Annotated in this window: 18 protein-coding genes and 1 riboswitch; of the genes, 11 read left to right on the forward strand and 7 right to left on the reverse strand. The window is 39.8% G+C overall.

Annotated elements, in window-relative coordinates; all coding sequences use genetic code 11:
• Position 1 precedes the first annotated feature (1 nt).
• The 9 genes from MHH37_RS08135 to MHH37_RS08175 all read left to right on the forward strand — a co-directional run bounded on the left by MHH37_RS08135 (position 2) and on the right by MHH37_RS08175 (position 8,225).
• The gene (locus MHH37_RS08135) at positions 2-844 is read left to right on the forward strand and encodes a methyltransferase domain-containing protein (protein WP_065217078.1); all 843 of its coding nucleotides are present in this window, start codon (positions 2-4) and stop codon (positions 842-844) included.
• Positions 837-1,877 carry an iron ABC transporter permease gene (locus tag MHH37_RS08140; protein ID WP_340734967.1) on the forward strand — a complete coding sequence of 347 codons (1,041 nt, stop codon included), beginning with the start codon at positions 837-839 and terminating at the stop codon, positions 1,875-1,877. Before MHH37_RS08135 ends, MHH37_RS08140 begins: the two co-directional genes overlap by 8 nt.
• Before the next feature lies 1 nt (position 1,878).
• Positions 1,879-2,664, forward strand: a complete 786-nt coding sequence (locus MHH37_RS08145; protein ID WP_342575800.1) for a heme ABC transporter ATP-binding protein — start codon at positions 1,879-1,881, stop codon at positions 2,662-2,664.
• Between the two features lie 2 nt (positions 2,665-2,666).
• A complete protein-coding gene (locus tag MHH37_RS08150; protein ID WP_342575802.1) occupies positions 2,667-3,650 on the forward strand; it encodes an ABC transporter substrate-binding protein in 984 nt (327 codons plus the stop codon).
• Positions 3,651-3,719: 69 nt separating this feature from the next.
• Positions 3,720-4,457, forward strand: a complete 738-nt coding sequence (locus tag MHH37_RS08155) for a sulfite reductase (protein ID WP_342575804.1) — start codon at positions 3,720-3,722, stop codon at positions 4,455-4,457.
• Positions 4,408-5,604 (forward strand): CbiX/SirB N-terminal domain-containing protein, encoded by a 1,197-nt coding sequence (locus MHH37_RS08160; RefSeq protein WP_339264314.1) that lies wholly within the window; start codon positions 4,408-4,410, stop codon positions 5,602-5,604. The genes MHH37_RS08155 and MHH37_RS08160 overlap by 50 nt, the downstream gene beginning before the upstream one ends.
• Positions 5,605-5,685: 81 nt before the next feature.
• Positions 5,686-6,642 (forward strand): adenosylcobinamide-phosphate synthase CbiB, encoded by a 957-nt coding sequence (cbiB, locus tag MHH37_RS08165; protein WP_342575808.1) that lies wholly within the window; start codon positions 5,686-5,688, stop codon positions 6,640-6,642.
• Positions 6,617-7,684 carry a histidinol-phosphate transaminase gene (locus MHH37_RS08170; protein ID WP_342575810.1) on the forward strand — a complete coding sequence of 356 codons (1,068 nt, stop codon included), beginning with the start codon at positions 6,617-6,619 and terminating at the stop codon, positions 7,682-7,684. The genes cbiB and MHH37_RS08170 overlap by 26 nt, the downstream gene beginning before the upstream one ends.
• A complete protein-coding gene (locus MHH37_RS08175) occupies positions 7,668-8,225 on the forward strand; it encodes a histidine phosphatase family protein (RefSeq protein ID WP_342575812.1) in 558 nt (185 codons plus the stop codon). Before MHH37_RS08170 ends, MHH37_RS08175 begins: the two co-directional genes overlap by 17 nt.
• 41 nt (positions 8,226-8,266) lie before the next feature.
• On the opposite strand, the gene nrdF is transcribed toward MHH37_RS08175, so the two are convergent.
• Genes nrdF through MHH37_RS08195 form a run of 4 tightly spaced genes read right to left on the reverse strand, consistent with a single transcriptional unit; the run spans position 8,267 to position 11,896 of the window.
• Positions 8,267-9,229 (reverse strand): class 1b ribonucleoside-diphosphate reductase subunit beta, encoded by a 963-nt coding sequence (nrdF, locus tag MHH37_RS08180; protein WP_342575815.1) that lies wholly within the window; start codon positions 9,227-9,229, stop codon positions 8,267-8,269.
• Entirely contained in the window at positions 9,217-11,310 is a 2,094-nt protein-coding gene (gene nrdE, locus MHH37_RS08185) for a class 1b ribonucleoside-diphosphate reductase subunit alpha (RefSeq protein WP_342575817.1), read from the reverse strand. The genes nrdF and nrdE overlap by 13 nt, the downstream gene beginning before the upstream one ends.
• Complete coding sequence (locus MHH37_RS08190; RefSeq protein WP_231918721.1) at positions 11,307-11,633, reverse strand: class Ib ribonucleoside-diphosphate reductase assembly flavoprotein NrdI; 327 nt, start codon at positions 11,631-11,633, stop codon at positions 11,307-11,309. Before MHH37_RS08190 ends, nrdE begins: the two co-directional genes overlap by 4 nt.
• 38 nt (positions 11,634-11,671) lie before the next feature.
• A complete protein-coding gene (locus tag MHH37_RS08195) occupies positions 11,672-11,896 on the reverse strand; it encodes a glutaredoxin (protein ID WP_008406611.1) in 225 nt (74 codons plus the stop codon).
• Positions 11,897-12,052: 156 nt separating this feature from the next.
• Positions 12,053-12,236, reverse strand: a riboswitch (cobalamin riboswitch).
• 171 nt (positions 12,237-12,407) lie between these two features.
• On the opposite strand from MHH37_RS08195, the gene dut reads away from it, so the two are divergent.
• Positions 12,408-12,845, forward strand: coding sequence for a dUTP diphosphatase (gene dut, locus MHH37_RS08200; protein ID WP_342575819.1), 438 nt, complete (start codon positions 12,408-12,410; stop codon positions 12,843-12,845).
• Between the two features lie 36 nt (positions 12,846-12,881).
• Here the strand turns inward: dut and MHH37_RS08205 are convergent, their stop codons facing one another.
• Positions 12,882-13,196: an ATPase gene (locus MHH37_RS08205; RefSeq protein WP_065217067.1), complete on the reverse strand. Its 315-nt coding sequence runs from the start codon at positions 13,194-13,196 to the stop codon at positions 12,882-12,884.
• A gap of 1 nt (position 13,197) precedes the next feature.
• Positions 13,198-13,623, reverse strand: coding sequence for a cobalamin biosynthesis protein CobN (locus MHH37_RS08210; protein WP_342575820.1), 426 nt, complete (start codon positions 13,621-13,623; stop codon positions 13,198-13,200).
• Between the two features lie 239 nt (positions 13,624-13,862).
• On the opposite strand from MHH37_RS08210, the gene MHH37_RS08215 reads away from it, so the two are divergent.
• On the forward strand, positions 13,863-14,750 hold the full coding sequence (locus MHH37_RS08215) for an alpha/beta hydrolase (protein ID WP_342575821.1): 888 nt from the start codon (positions 13,863-13,865) through the stop codon (positions 14,748-14,750).
• 378 nt (positions 14,751-15,128) lie between these two features.
• Here MHH37_RS08215 and MHH37_RS08220 read toward each other — a convergent pair whose 3' ends face one another.
• On the reverse strand, positions 15,129-15,896 hold the full coding sequence (locus MHH37_RS08220; RefSeq protein ID WP_342575823.1) for a 3-hydroxybutyrate dehydrogenase: 768 nt from the start codon (positions 15,894-15,896) through the stop codon (positions 15,129-15,131).
• Positions 15,897-15,993: the final 97 nt, after the last annotated feature.

Raw genomic sequence — 15,993 nt, forward strand, 5'->3', positions numbered from 1 at the left:
GATGGCTGTTTTACATGGGCCACTTGCAATTGATTTTGAGCAGCTCTGGAAGGAAGGGATGCTGGACTGGCATGGAAATATGCCGGAACGGATGAAAAATGATGCATTGGAGGAAGCATTTTGGGCCCAATCGATGCAAAAAAAATCCTATAAACAAACGGATGCACATGCCATTCCGATTTATGAAAAAATTCGTCAATACATACCACAGGGTGCAAGCTGTCTGGAAATGGGACCAGGTTGGGGGAATTATACATTTCCTTTAAGAGAAGATGTCGGAAAACTTACATTGGTTGATGGCTCAAAAAGTGTTTTAAAATACTTGGAGCAGTATTTCACGGAAGACGATGCGGTAAATTTTGTCCATGCGAAGTGGGAAGAAGCAGATGTTGAACAGCATGATATAGTAATCGGGGTCAATTGCTATTACCGAATATATGAGATGAATGATGCACTGCTGAAAATGAATAATTGCGCAAAGAAAAGAGCAATCATCGGTTTAACAACAGGTCCAATTCAACCACATTATGATGTTTTAGCGAAAGAATATCACTATCAGATTAAATATCCCAGAAGAGACTATATTGAAATTTTAAATATGCTGTACCAATTAGGAATTTATGCAGATTGCGAAATGCTGCCATTGGAACGTGTTTATTACTATGACAGTTATGAAGCGCTTTATGAAGCACAAAGTAAAAAAGTATTATCGAATCCGTTTGATTTAGAGCATGTTAAAGAGGCACTTGCCCGATTCGTTAAAGTGGAGGAAGGCAAGATTGTTTACCGTCATAAATTTTATGCAGCGATCATTAGTTGGGAGCCGGTAAACTTTTATGAATAAAAAAAAACTTTGGCTATGGATGCCTATTTTAATCATTGTGCTCGTCATATCGATTATTGGTGCAATCATGGTAGGTTCTGTAGGGATCACACCCCAGTTAATTATTGAGGTTTTACTTTTTAAAACAGGAATTTTAAGTGAAACAAACGCTTCTAAGGCGCAGCAAATAATTATTTGGGAAATCCGGGTGCCACGTGTACTATTGGCACTTCTAGTCGGAGCATCATTGGCAATATCGGGTGCCGCAATACAGGCTCTAGTAAAGAATTCTATTGCAGATCCTTACATACTCGGTGTTTCGTCGGGAGCATCTGTCGGGGCAACTTCAGTAATTTTATTCGGTGCATTTAGCTTTTTCGGAGTGTTTGCTTTATCGCTTGCCGCTTTTTTTGGTGCAATATTTGCCGTAATGATTGTATTTATGCTTGCCCGTGTGAACGGGAAAACTTCGATGATTCGATTATTGCTGTCGGGGATTGCGGTTTCCATGGTGTTAGGTGCGATGACCAACTTTATGTTGATGATTTCGAAAGAACAGGGCGGTGTTCAGGCAGTCATGTTTTGGATGCTTGGCAGTTTAGGCGGGGCAAAGTGGTCAAATCTCGGAATACCTCTAGTTACTTTTTGTATCGTATTTCCATTATTACTACTAAGCTATCGTCAACTGAACGCGCTGTTACTAGGTGAAGAAACAGCATCGACTTTAGGGATTCATATTGAACGATTCAGGCTGTTCATTATTATCATTGTATCTTTACTAACCGGCGTCGTAGTTGCTGTAAGCGGGAGTATCGGATTTGTCGGTCTCATTGTCCCACATATTGTACGGATGATTGTCGGGTCCAATTATAAAGTAGTTTTACCGCTAAGTGCGCTGCTTGGAGCCATTATTATTATTTGGGCTGATATGGGTGCACGTATTGCAATTGCACCAGAAGAGATGCCAATCGGAATTATTACCGCATTATTTGGCAGTCCGTTCTTTATTTGGATGCTTCGTCGGGAGCGCTATGCATTTGGGGAAGGAGAATGAGATGATCCAGCTACAACAAGTTGAATATTCGGTGGATGATAAGGAGATTTTGAAAAGCATTTCTTTGGAAATCATCGAAGGAAAATTTATAGGGATTATTGGTCCAAACGGCAGTGGTAAATCAACAATGCTTAAGATTTTGTACCGTCACTTGAAACAATCATCGGGAAAAGTAACTTTGCATGAACAGGAAGTCTGGGATATTTCCCCGAAAAAACTGGCAAGACAAATGGCGGTCGTTAGTCAAGAGTCCGCTATATTATTTGATTTTACAGTAAAAGATTTGGTAATGATGGGACGCACCCCTTATAAAGGCTGGCTCAGTTCTGAAAACTCAGAAGATATGTCAATCGTGGACAGAAGCATGGAATTGGCAAATATTACTCATTTAGCCAATCGAACATTAAGTAATTTATCAGGTGGCGAAAAAAAACGAGTAATGCTCGCACGTGCATTGGCACAGCAGGCAAGTATTCTCATATTGGATGAACCGACAAATCATTTGGATATTGAACACCAGCTCCATTTAATGGATTTAGTCAAAGATTTACCGATTACGATCATTGCGGCGTTACATGATTTAAATTTAGCTGCAGCTTATTGTGATGAGTTGATTGTTATGAACGATGGAACATTACATATTCAAGGTTCACCGGAAAATGTATTGACGACCTCGATGTTAAAAGAAGTATTTCATATAGATGCAGGGATTTCTAAAAATCCGTTCACAGGGAAGATGCATTTATTTTTTTATACGAATACACGAATAGATACTATAGGAGATTAACAATGAAGATACGTAAAAGTCTATGGGCTTCGTTTGCCCTAACCTCAGCATTAATTTTAGGAGCATGTTCGGGTAATGAACAAAGTATAAAACAGGCGACAGCAGATTCGGATGAAACAGTTCAGGCAGTAACAATTGAAAATGAAGGCATGTCCATTACATATGAAGAAGCTCCCAAAAAAGCGATTTCCATAAATCAGCATGTAACAGAAGTAATGCTTGCACTCGGCTTGGAAGAATCGATGGTAGGTACAGCTTACTTGGACGACCAGATTTATCCTCCGTTACAAGAAGCGTATGACCAGGTTCCGGTACTGGCTGAACAATATCCTTCGAAAGAACAGGTTATTTCAACAGAAGCCGATTTCATTTACGGTGGCTGGGCAAGTGCCTTTAATGAGAAAAACTTAATGTCACGCGAAGAAATGGAACAATTGGGAATCGGCAGTTACCTGCAGTCTTCCTCAGTAAAAGTGGCTCCGGAGTTAGAGGATATTTACACGGATATCCGTAATATCGCAAAAATCTTTCGTGTTGAAGAGCGCGGAGAAACATTGATAGAAGAAATGAACGCTGATATTGAAAAAATTAAAGAAAAAGTACCTACTGTGGATAAACCAATTGATGTTCTAGTATTTGATAGTGGTGATAAAGATGTATTTACAGCCACTCAAAACTTTATGAACACTCTCGTGAATATGGCGGGAGCAAATAATATTTTTGGTGATATCGAGAAAAACTGGGCAACGGTTTCAAAAGAAGATGCTGTAGAACGTAATCCGGAAGCTATTATTGTCATTGATTACGGTTCTACTTCAGCAGAAGAGAAAATTAATTTCCTGAAAAATGATCCGGCACTGAGCCAAACACCGGCAGTACAAAATGAGCGTTTTGTTGTTTTACCATTATCGGCTGCATCAGAAGGTGTTCGTGTGGCAGAAGCGCTTGAAATTATTGTAAAAGGTCTTTACCCCGATTCATTCTAATCTTTCAAAATCAAAGGGATTCCACCAGTCGACACAAGTGCGTAATTGATGAATGGGAGCGGTGTATATATGCAAGAATATGCTAAAAAAAATTTTGAAAAGGCGTTGCAGCTGCCGATGCCGAACAAGACGTTTGCAAAATTAAAAGCAACGGATGACTATGTAGCATTAATTGTACGACCAGGGTTAATAAACAAACATTTAACAAGTGATCAGCTGATTGTGTTAGCGAACCTTGAAAAATCTGGCGCTGTAAAATATTCTGCCGGCCATAGTTTTATCGTTACTGTCCATCGCTCACATGTTGAGCAGGCAATGGAAAAATTAACGGAAGTGAATTTGTATGTGGCATCCCAAACACCAAGTGCTTTATTTAAATGTTGCGACTTTTGTGATGGGGATTTGTTAGACGGTTTACCACTTGCAAAGGACTTACTAGAACAAGTTGAACAAATGCCATTAAAAAATAGGGTACGCATCGGCTTTAATGCATGCACCCAAGCATGCTATAACGCGGTTCAGGATGACTTGGCACTCATTTTTCATAATGGCAAAGTTGATATTTACGGAGGCGCGATTCCAATGGGGAGACGTGCCAGTTCGGGGCATCTATTATTAAAAAAAGTACCGGAAAATCAAGTGATCAATCTTGTGAAAAATATATTAGGAAAGTATAATGCATCATCAATCGATAAATTTTCGGCGTTCGTGCACAAAAATAAAACTTACTTTAATCAACTACAAGAAGGAGGACTCTATGACAACTTGGAATTTAAACCAAATGCAGCGTCATCTGTTAATTTGTAACGGGGCTACTTGTATGGGGGCAGGTGCAGAAGAAGTAACAAAGCAAATCCGGGATGAAATTCGTAAAAATCGATTAGATGAAATGATTCATACATCACGTACCCGTTGTAATGGTCGATGTAAAGATAAATGTGTTGTCATCGATTATCCAAAAGGGACATGGTATTCCGTTCAAGACGAGGAAACATCTCGTGCAATAGTTCAGGATACTGCTGAAGAATCATCCATTATTTATTCGGTGGAACATGGGGAAAGAATCCGACGTGAAAATCGAATTAAAGGGATCGATAAATATAAAAAAGGAAGAGGACCATTGAAAAAAGCAGTTTTATTTGTTGGGCATGGTAGTAGATTAGAGGCTGGAAATGAGGAAGTGCGTCAGTTTGTCGAGCAGACGAAAACGTATATTGATCCAGCACTACTAGTTGAAACTTGTTTTCTGGAATTTGCTTCACCGAATATAGAAGATGGGATTCAGCTTTGTGTTGAAAGAGGCGCGGATGAAGTCCATGTAATTCCCATCATCTTATTACACGCAGGACACTCAAAAATGCACATCCCGGCCGAAATCGAACATGCAAGAGAGCATTTTCCGGATGTTCGCTTTACATATGGTCAAACAATTGGGATTCATGAAGAAATTTTCGAAATTCTTAAGTCGCGATTAACAGAAGTAGGCTTCAATCCTGATGAAAAACATGACGACACAGCTATTTTACTTATTGCTCGCGGGGGCAGTGATCCATATGCAAATGGCGATTTCTATAAAATTACCCGTTTATTATGGGAAAAACTAGACGTTCCTATAGTAGAAAGTGCATTTATGGGCGTAACGACTCCATCAGTAGAACAAGGGGTTGAACGCTGTATAAGACTTGGAGCAAAAAAAATTGTGATGCTTCCATACTTCTTGTTTACAGGGGTGTTGATGGAACGAATGGCTAAAATGGTCCAGCAGTTTACAGAGCAATATGAAGATGTAGATTTTTTACTTGCAAATTATTTCGGCTACCATCCGAATTTAAAGAAAGTATTGCTCGAGCGCATGGACCAGGCTTTAGACGGTACATCAACAGGGATGATCGATTTAGAGAATTTCCGAAAATATGCAGAAGAACATGGATATGAACATCACCACCATCATTAATGTTAAAGTTTATCCAGAGCATCGAATATGCTCTGGAATTTTCATTTCATATCAAACGAAAACAAAGGAGCGAGGGGCACGATGTATTTTATTATTTGTGTAATCGCAGTGCTCATCGATTGCATTGTTGGGGATCCGAAAAAATGGACACATCCTGTTATATATATCGGAAACATGATTTCTTTTTTCGAAAAGAAATGGAATCATGGCAGTGGCAGTAGAAGACGGATCAATGGATTACTAACAGTTTTTCTCACGATAAGTATCACAACGGGCTCGGTTTTCTTAATTGTCTTTCTTGCAATAAAAATACATCTTCTTCTTTGGCTTGTAGTCGAAATCTTTTTGATTTGTTTAGCTCTTGCCCAGAAATCATTAAAAGAAGCGGCGATGCTCGTTTACGATTCCTTGAAAGCGAATGATTTACCCGAAGCAAGAAAATATTTAAGCTGGATTGTAGGCCGTGAAACGAATCATCTGGATGAACCTGAAATAGTACGGGGTGTCGTTGAAACGGTTTCAGAAAATACGAGTGACGGTGTGACGGCTCCGCTTATGTATGCGTTATGTTTTGGTGCAACCGGTGCATGGTGCTATAAAGCGATTAATACGCTGGATTCGATGATCGGGTATAAAAATGAACGGTATGCTGATTTTGGGTTTGCTGCAGCTAAATTGGATGATGTTGCGAACTATCTGCCCAGCAGAATTTCCGGGTGGTTCCTTATTATATTTACAAAATGTGAGACGGCAAAACCTTTCAAACACCGCTATAAAAACTGGCTAAAGGATGCTAAAAAACATCCAAGCCCGAATAGTGGCTATTTGGAGGCCGCTACTGCTGTTCAGTTAGGAATTCGTTTAGGCGGGTTTAATCGTTATGGCGGGGTGGAATCCTTCCGTGCTTATATGGGTGAACCGTACGAAACGATGCAAAGAATACATATTAAAAAAGCGATCCGGCACATGTATGTTTGTACATGGTGTGTAGTGATAACAGGGGGAATATTGTATGCAATTGCCTGCACATGGGGCTAATGCGGCAGCATTATATAAAGCGTTGAATTTAAAAATGCCGGATCAAGTCATCGATGTGAGCGAAAATGTCAATCATCTGGGGGTACCGAAGCAAGTAAAGCAACAGTGGCCAAACCTGTTAGAAAAAATTGCTGGCTACCCGGATGAACAAGCAGAACCATTTCGATCGCAAGCGGCAGCTGTTCACCAAGTAGCAGCCGATCAAGTTGTCGTCACAAATGGTGCGGCAGAGGGCTTAATGGCTTTGGCACAGCTTTTCAATGGACAGGAGATTGCTTTGTTACAGCCAACATTTTCGGAGTATGCTAGAACACTAAAACAGCAGAATTGTGTCATTCATTCTATTTTAGCTGACGATATTGAAACATATCGATTTAATGAGGAAATATTGGAGAAACAGCTGAAAGATGTCCATGCCTGCTATATTTGCAATCCGAATAATCCTACAGGCGTATTATTGAAAAAATATTGGATTGAACAGTTGATTAAAAAGTATCCCCACTGCGATTTTGTTGTCGATGAAGCGTTTATAGACTGGACCGATGAATCGGAGAGCGTTGTTTCATTGGTAAACACCTATTCCAATCTATTTGTCGTACGATCCATGACAAAAATGTATGCACTGGCAGGGGTTCGTCTCGGTTATGTCATCGGTCAACAGGCAGGAAAACTCCGTCATTACTTGCCGCATTGGAATGTGAGCGCGATTGCAAATGAAATCGGCTGTCTCTGTTTACATGACAAGGATTTTGTGAAGGAATCTCGTGAAAAGAGCAGTAAATTACGAAGTCAGATGGTGAAGGACTTAAAATTAATTGGTTGTAAAGTATCTAACAGTGCAGCGAATTTCTTATTGTTTCAATTACCGGAACAGTATAATTCGGATAAATTTTTTGAGTATTTATTAAAACGAGGAATCGTATTGCGCCATACAAAAAACTATGTCGGCTTGGACGGCGTATGGTTTCGAATCGCTGTCAAAAGTGAAGAAATCTGGATTAAATGCAAGGATGAGATAACAAATTATGTCAAAAATCATTAACTACTACCGTCATGGTGAAACAGTCTGGAATAGAGAAGGGCGGCTGCAAGGATGGCTTAATTCGGATCTGACGACAGAAGGAATAGAGCAGGCAATGTCCGTGAAATGGAACCCGCAGATCGTATTTTCCAGTGACTTGAATCGGGCGCTGCAAACAGCACACCTCATGTTTCCAAACCGCACTGTTCATAAGAGCAAAAATTTGCGTGAAATACACTTAGGGCATTGGCAAGGCAGCTACATAAAGGACCTTCAACAGGATGAACAATATCGCTGTTATATGAATTCACCACATTTATTTGTCAATACGACACAGGAATCTTTTGAAGAGGTAACAAAACGAATGCTTGCATTTCACAAGTTTTTATCACAGTTACCGTATGAGAGAATCGCTGTCGTTTCACACGGTGTTGCCATTGCCTGTTTGATTACCGCGCTTCATAAACAGCCATCCAACCAGTTGTGGGATTATTTACTGAATGGTGCTGCTTGTTTTTCGGTAGAAGGGGACATCCAACAATTACAAAGCAATATTAAATAGGAAGAAACGCTATACCGAATTTTAGGTATAGCGTTTCTTTTTTAGAATTTAAACGTATCATCCGTAATCGGAGCTACTTTAGCGACGGCATACGTTGATCCTTTTTGGCTGAAGAAATCGTACGTTGACCCTGTATTGGAAATCCCGTTCATTACAACCGGGTTGACTTCCTCGTCTGGAAACATCGTATCGAGCCCCAAGTTCATAAGCGCTTTATTCGCATTGTAGCGTACGTATTTTTTCACTTCGGGTGAAAGTCCTGTTTCTGCATATAAATCATCGGTATACTTCATTTCATTTTGATATAAATCAAGTAAATATTCATAGCCCCACAAAGTAAGCTCCTGCTGTTTTTCCGCTGTGAAGTTTTTGAAAATATTCTGCGCGAAAAAGCCGACCGCTACTCCGTGAATGGATTCGTCACGCAAGATTAAACTAATCACTTCCGCACTATTTCTTAAAACACCTTGTCCTCCTAAATAAAGCGGGTAGAAGAAGCCGGAATAGAATAAAAAGCTTTCCAGCATAACTGAAGCGAACATTGCTTTCCATAAGCTTTCCGGGTCATCTTCTTTTATAGCGGTGTATACTTCGCCAATGCGGTTTGCTTTATATTGAAGAAACTCATTTTTTTGCACCCATTCGAAAACTTCGTCGATTTCAGTGTTTGTACACAGTGTTGTAAAAATATATGAATAAGACTTTGCATGAATTGCTTCAAATGATCCGAATACGGTTAACACCGCTTTTTCTTGGAAATCGGGTGTGTACTTGGCAATTTCATTCATGCCGATGTTCGTTTGTACCGTATCAAGCAATGTTAGGCCGCCGAACACTTTTTTGTATGTATCCTGGTGCTCGAATTCCTTCCATTGTTTGACGTCTTTACTGACTGCAATTTCTTCGGGGAACCATATTTGTTTCCATTGCTGGTCCCAAAAAATACGAGCGAGTTCACTCGTCGGGGTATTCCAGTTGACCGCTTTATACGTTAAATTTGACATGCGACACACTCCTCAATTGTAAGTAAACGCTGGCGTACGTAATAAACGGTTTTAATGCCTTTCGTCCACGCATAAATATAAGCTTTTGCCAATTGTTCTGTGTTCCACTGGTCCGTCACGTATAGTGTCATGGAAATCCCCTGGTCGACATGCTTTTGCGCGGCTGCGTAAAGGTCGATCAGTTCATAGGGGTTTACTTCATAGGCTTCGGTATAAAGTTCCTGGTTATCATTCGTTAAAAATGGCATCGGATAAATTGTTCGACTGTCCGCATAATCACGAACTTCCACGCGTTCTGTAACAGGGGAGATGGAAGCCGTACAGCTGCGGATGTAGGAAATACTGCCTGTTGGAGCGATTGCCAGTCGATAAGAATGGAATAATCCATGCTCCAATACGTCAGACTTCAACTGCCGCCACATATTTTGAGTAATAATCGGTGTACCCCCAAGTGCTTTAATCACTTCAGGAGTAAGTTCTTTTTCTTCTTTGTTTATATAGGTTTCAAAATAAACCCCGCTCGCATAATCACTTTCCTCAAATCGATAAAACGTTTCGTTCTTTTGCTTCGCGATTTCCATTGATGCTTTTAACGAGTGATAGTTCAGTGATTCCATAAACGCATCGATAAATTCGATCGACTCTTTGGAACCATAACGGATTCCGCTTTGTACAAGGTGCCCATGCAAGTTCATAACACCCAATCCGACAGAGTGCATCACTTTGTTGGCTTTGGATACAGAAGGGACGTTGACGATATCGGTCATCGTTGAAACATTCGTCAAAAGACGCATTGCCGTATCGACAAGCTGTCCGAAATCCTGAACTTTCGTTGCTTCGTGAATGTCGATCGAACCTAAGTTACAAGAAACATCGAGGCCGTATTCATTCGGCTCGTTTTGATCGGTAACAACGCTTGTTTGCTGATACTGAAGAATTTCGGTGCATAGATTCGACATCTTCACACGCCCGATTTCCTTTAATGGGTGGGTGTTATTGACATTATCATCGAATATTTCGAACGGGTAACCCGATTCAAATTGCGCCTTTTTAATTTCCGTATACAATTTACGGGCGTTTAACCGTTTCAGTTTACGGATGTTTGGATTATCCAAAAATTCGTAGTACATTTCCGTAATGGAAATTTCCGACATGCGTTTGCCGTATTCTTTGAAAATATCATAAGAACTGAACAATACGATATCTTTATCGCGGCGCATTAATTCAAAGAAAATATCGGGAAGAATAATCCCTGTAGATAATGTAGCTAATCGGATTTTATCGTCGGCATTTGGTTTCTTGGAAGAGATGAACGCTTCAATATCACCGTGGAAAACATTTAGATAGACGACTCCGGAACCATTTCTTTGGCCAAGCTGATTCGAATACGAGAACGAATTTTCCAGCAGTTTCGCAACAGGCATAACCCCGCTCGCACGGTTTAAAATCCCTTTAATCGGATCACCTAATGGACGCAGATCGGTCAAGTTTACCCCGACACCGCCGCCTAAGCGGGAAAGCTCAAGACAATAGCCGATATTCTCTGCGATTGAATTCATCGTGTCATCCATCGTTAGTTTAAAACATGAGACTAGCTCACCGCGCGCTTTTTTCCCACTGTTTAGGGCAGTTGGGGTTGCCGGCTGGTAGGCAGTCATAACGGCTTCAATTGCCTTTTCCGCCAATGCTTCATCACCTTGTGCTAAATAAAGGGCGATGATGACGATCCGGTCTTCATACTTTTCCAGAATTTCTTTTCCGTCCCGGCTTTTCATCGCATAGCTTTCGTAGAACTTCGAAGCACTCATGAATGAAGGAAACCGGAACTTGTAGGAATAGGCTTTTTTGTACATTTGTTTAATAAAGTCCATCGAGTACAATTCCAAAAACTCTTTTTCGTAATAGCCTTCATCGACTAAATAACGCACTTTTTCCTCGATATCGATAAAGTAGCGTAAACGGACATTCACGTCTTCCAGGAAATAGCGGCGTGTTGCTTCTTTGTCTTTCGCCAGATCCAATTCACCGGTAGCACGGTAACGGTTTAGAATATCGTTATTTAATTTTAAATATTGTTTCATATCGATGCCTCTTTCCAAATGGAGTAGTAGTAATCTGTAATCGCTTCATAATTCGCCGGAGTTCCTCGCATTTCCACTTTTTCGATTAACGGAATTCCGTATTGTGCAGCTAAAAGGTCACCTGCACGGCCGAAAAAAGCATGACCAAAATTACGGTTTCCGCTTACGATAATTCCCTTGCATAGATCAAAGTTCGCAGTCATGAACTGGTCGACGATAGGGGGAACAGAGCCTAATCCATCCGTATACGTAAATAGAAGATACGGTTCATCCATTTTCTCTACTTCCGCCAGATCCTTTGCGGGCAAGCCGAGTTTTTGCACAATGGATCGTACATTACCAGTTCGTGAAGCAAATATGATCATGCGGTCATTTCAGAAATGCGATCGATAATTGACGTCGGCTCTGCGATAAATTCACCGTTAATTTCAAATAACGGCACAGACAAAAAACCTGCATCGAGTACTATTTGTTTTGCGCTCTCATCATGGTCAATATTAATAACCTCGACCTCCAAGTTGGCAGCATCGAGCTCCGATTTTACCCATAGGCATTTTGGACAAATTGTTTTCGTATAAAGTTTCATAATAGAACCCCTCGCTATTTAAATATTACTAGTAATTGTGGTGCACATGTCATGGGGGAACATGCAGACAAAACAAAAAAAGCTATCCCGGAAAACAGGATAGCTTGAAATGGAAACGAGTAAAAGAGCGCCTCCATTTCCTATTCCCCGAAGAAATGTACGTAGTTTTAACGCGGCAGGTCTCCTGGCTTTGCTTCATTCGTCAGACATACCTTCCCATGCATTGCACAGTGGTCTATTCGTCTTCAGTCAGCATTTACAGTTGCGGGGACAGCGTTGGATTCACACCAAACTTCCCTTTTAAACTACATTTAGTAGTACCGTGATAAAAAAACACAATATATAGTTGAATTGAGTATAAGCTTTAACAACATAAAAGTAAAGAGCCTAAAGAAAGATAACATAAATCCATTAAGAATTCTAGAAAACTCCCTATTGAAAATAAAGAAAAAATATGGTTTTGTTATAACTGCATGTAAATAGATTTTATAAATGAGAAAGTTGGTTGAATATGTCGATTCAATTAAAAATTAAGAAAGCCCACCCGAATGCTGTATTGCCGAAACAGGCACGGGAAGGGGATGCAGGGATGGATTTAAGTGCGGTTGAAGAAAGAGTTTTACTGCCTGGTGAATACGGATTAATTAAAACCGGTCTTCAAATCGAACTGCCGGAGGGAACAGAAGCGCAAGTACGTCCTCGTAGCGGATTGGCACTCAAACATGGGATTACGGTGTTAAATAGTCCAGGTACCATCGATGCAGGCTATCGCGGTGAAATCGGCGTGATTTTAATCAATCACGGGAAAGAACCTTTTACGATTGAAAAACAAATGCGAATCGCCCAGTTAGTCATTCAATATGTTCCGCAAGTTTTCATTGAAGAAACAGACGAGCTGTCGGTTACGGAGCGCGGTGATAAGGGCTTTGGTTCGAGTGGAGTGAAATAATGAAAAAAAAGCCTGCTGTCGGATGAACACAGGCTTTCAATCTTCTTTTTTCCACTTTATGTAATTGTATGACATTTGAAAAACAAATACGATCACGAGCAACAGCGTAACAAATATAAAGTTAGCGGAAAACCTTTCAAAATAATAAATGATCGCTAACGGAAAAATACAAAACGGGATTGAATAAATCGTGCGTAAAAATTTACGGCGATATGATAGGCCATGATAGGCAAACTTAAATCCTTTATCCACTTTCGGCTTTTTCCGGAAATACATAGACAAGACAAATGTCGTAATTGAAATCACTAATAATATGAATCCGTACTGAATTAAAAAATCTAAATCAACCATATTAGTTTCCTTCCTCTCCTTTTGACTGAATATCGATCTGTGTCACAATTTTTGAAATCGGTAAATACGAAAGTTCACAATTATAACGCCCATCAGGTAGATCTTTGTAAGTACCGGACTTTATGTTATAAAGATTATCTTCAATCTTTACTTCAGTCGTATCAATACTTCTCCCATGACCGTTTACAAAGTTGATTTCACAAATCCCCTCCGCAAATTTCTGATTGCCCGCTTGTAGTTGATAAAAATCATATCCATAAATACCCGTTACAATCAGCATGAACAGCGTTAGCACACCAAGCATAAACGTATTCATGTTATAGGGGGAGGATTTCTTATTTACAAACTGCCGTATAAAAAAGAAAGCTGCAATGATGAATAATAAAGTGAAAATTATTAGAGCACTGTAAAATCCAATGAGCACCATCATTCCCTCCTTTAGAATTTATTACCTAATTTACGGATAAGTCGGGAAAAAGTTTCAGAATTATATCGCGATTTGTTTTATTGAGATAATAATGTGCTTAAAACAATCGACACTTTTTTCTAATAGGTACTAAGTATGCATAAGGATAAATAGAAACGTTTATCCGTTTAGAAGGTGATCAATCAATTTTAGTCGAATGGATAAGAATCATAGTAGAAAAAATAGGATGGAGGCATTGTATGCGAAGCGTGCAAAGTGTGTTGTTTGAGAAGTTTTTAATACTGCGCGGAACAAAGAAAAAGTTTATGGATTTGCATCTGCTCGATGATTTTATTGCAATGAAGCATAACGAGAAACCGTATGAACTCGATGCTAAATTCAGAGATCAGTATCAAATAAAGAAAGACGAATTGAATGGCATTCACTATTACACAATTAATGAACAGCAAACACCGGAAAAGGTCATCTACTATTTCCACGGCGGAGCGTATATTAATGATCCACTGATTTTTCATTGGCGTTATTTAGTAAAGCTTGCACAGAAGACAAATTTCACGATTGTTGTGCCAATTTATCCGAAGCTGCCTAAACATACACATAGAGAGTGTTTTGTTGCCATCCATGACTTATATGATCGTCTCGTTTTAAAATACGATGCACCGTTTATTTTTATGGGGGATTCTGCTGGAGGCGGGTTGGCAATGGCGTTGGCTCAGGATGTAAAGCGATGTTCGAAAAAGCAGCCGCAGCATATTGTTCTACACTCTGCTTGGCTAGATGTACGAGGGGAAGACCCGCGCTATAAAGAACTTGAAAAACTCGATCCGATGCTTGGAGTGATAGGCGCACAGGAGCTTGGCAGGTTATGGGCGGATGGCTTGGAGTTAACCGACTACAAAATAAGTCCTGTACATGGAGAACTGATAGACATTGGACTAATTACCGCTTTTGTGGGGACGGGTGAACTACTGTTAGTCGATGCAAATATGCTTCTCGATAAAGTAAAAGAACAGGGAATAGCAATTCAATACTATGAATACCCAAAAATGAACCATGTTTTTCCGGTATTTCCGATTCCGGAAGCAAAGAAAGCAATGAATCAACTGCTTAAGATTATAAAAAATTAGTACGAATTAATAAGGGAGCTTTAACAGTACGGAAACGTATATTATCCGACATATCAAAACAGAGGACAAAGATTAGGAGGCCAAGTTAACAATAGCTGATAAGGTAGGAAGTAAGCAGCTACACAGGTAATTTCAAATATCCCTCCAGCAGTTTTTTGATCGCCTGTTTACAGATGACAAACAGGAAACAGGTGTGTTGAAAGGTAAAAAAATTTCTACACACCTGATTTGCTTAATAAATTTGGCATCTATTTATTAATAAAGTTCTCTACGTGAGACTTAAGGACCACAAAAAAGCGAAGATAGCTTGGATTTCGAAGCACAAGCCATGCAAAAGAATGCGGCCTCTGGGAACAGAGGTGAACATCCTTGAATTAATTATTGCACTGTGTACCCGCCATCTAAAACGATAGCCTGGCCAGTCATTCCTTTTGCTCCCTCGCTTGAGATAAATAGAGCCAAATCAGAGATTTCTTTTACATCAAGTAATCTTTTTTGAGGAACGAGTGGGTAAATCACTTCTTCCAATACGTTTTCGAGAGGTATATTGCGTGTTGCTGCTAAGTCTTGCAATTGATTTCGAACAAGTGGTGTATCTACATAGCCTGGACAAATAGCGTTAACCGTTATGCCATCTGATGCAGTTTCAAGTGCCGCAACTTTTGTGAGACCAATAACACCATGTTTGGCAGAATTATAGGCTGCTTTTCCTGCAAATCCAACAAGTCCGTTAATAGAAGCCATATTAATAATACGGCCAAATTTTTGTTTTCTCATATGCGGTAACACATGCTTAGTTAATACAAATGGAGCAGTTAACATTATTTTTATTAACAGTTCGAAACGCTCTGTCGGAAAATCTTCAATCATTGCAACATGCTGCATACCAGCATTGTTTATAAGTATATCGATTCGACCAAATTTCTGTACTGTTTCATCAATTGCTGCTATAATTTCTTCTTCTTTTGTTACATCACATTTAAGTCCAATTGCTCGTTCTCCAAGGGTGCTTGCTGCATCTTTCACTTTTTCTTCATTTATATCTGTTAGCACGACAGTAGCACCTTTTGTATAAAACTCTTTCGCAATCTCAAATCCTATACCTTGTGCTGCACCAGTAATGAATACCATTTTATCTTTTACCACCCAAAAAGCCTCCTAGATGAGGAGCCAAAAGAGCTGGCTCCTTTAAATTTGATTTCCGAAACACGACTTAAAACTCTCGGTATATTAAACAGCCATT

This window comes from Solibacillus sp. FSL K6-1781, assembly GCF_038630735.1.
Classification (GTDB): Bacteria; Bacillota; Bacilli; order Bacillales_A; family Planococcaceae; genus Solibacillus; species Solibacillus silvestris.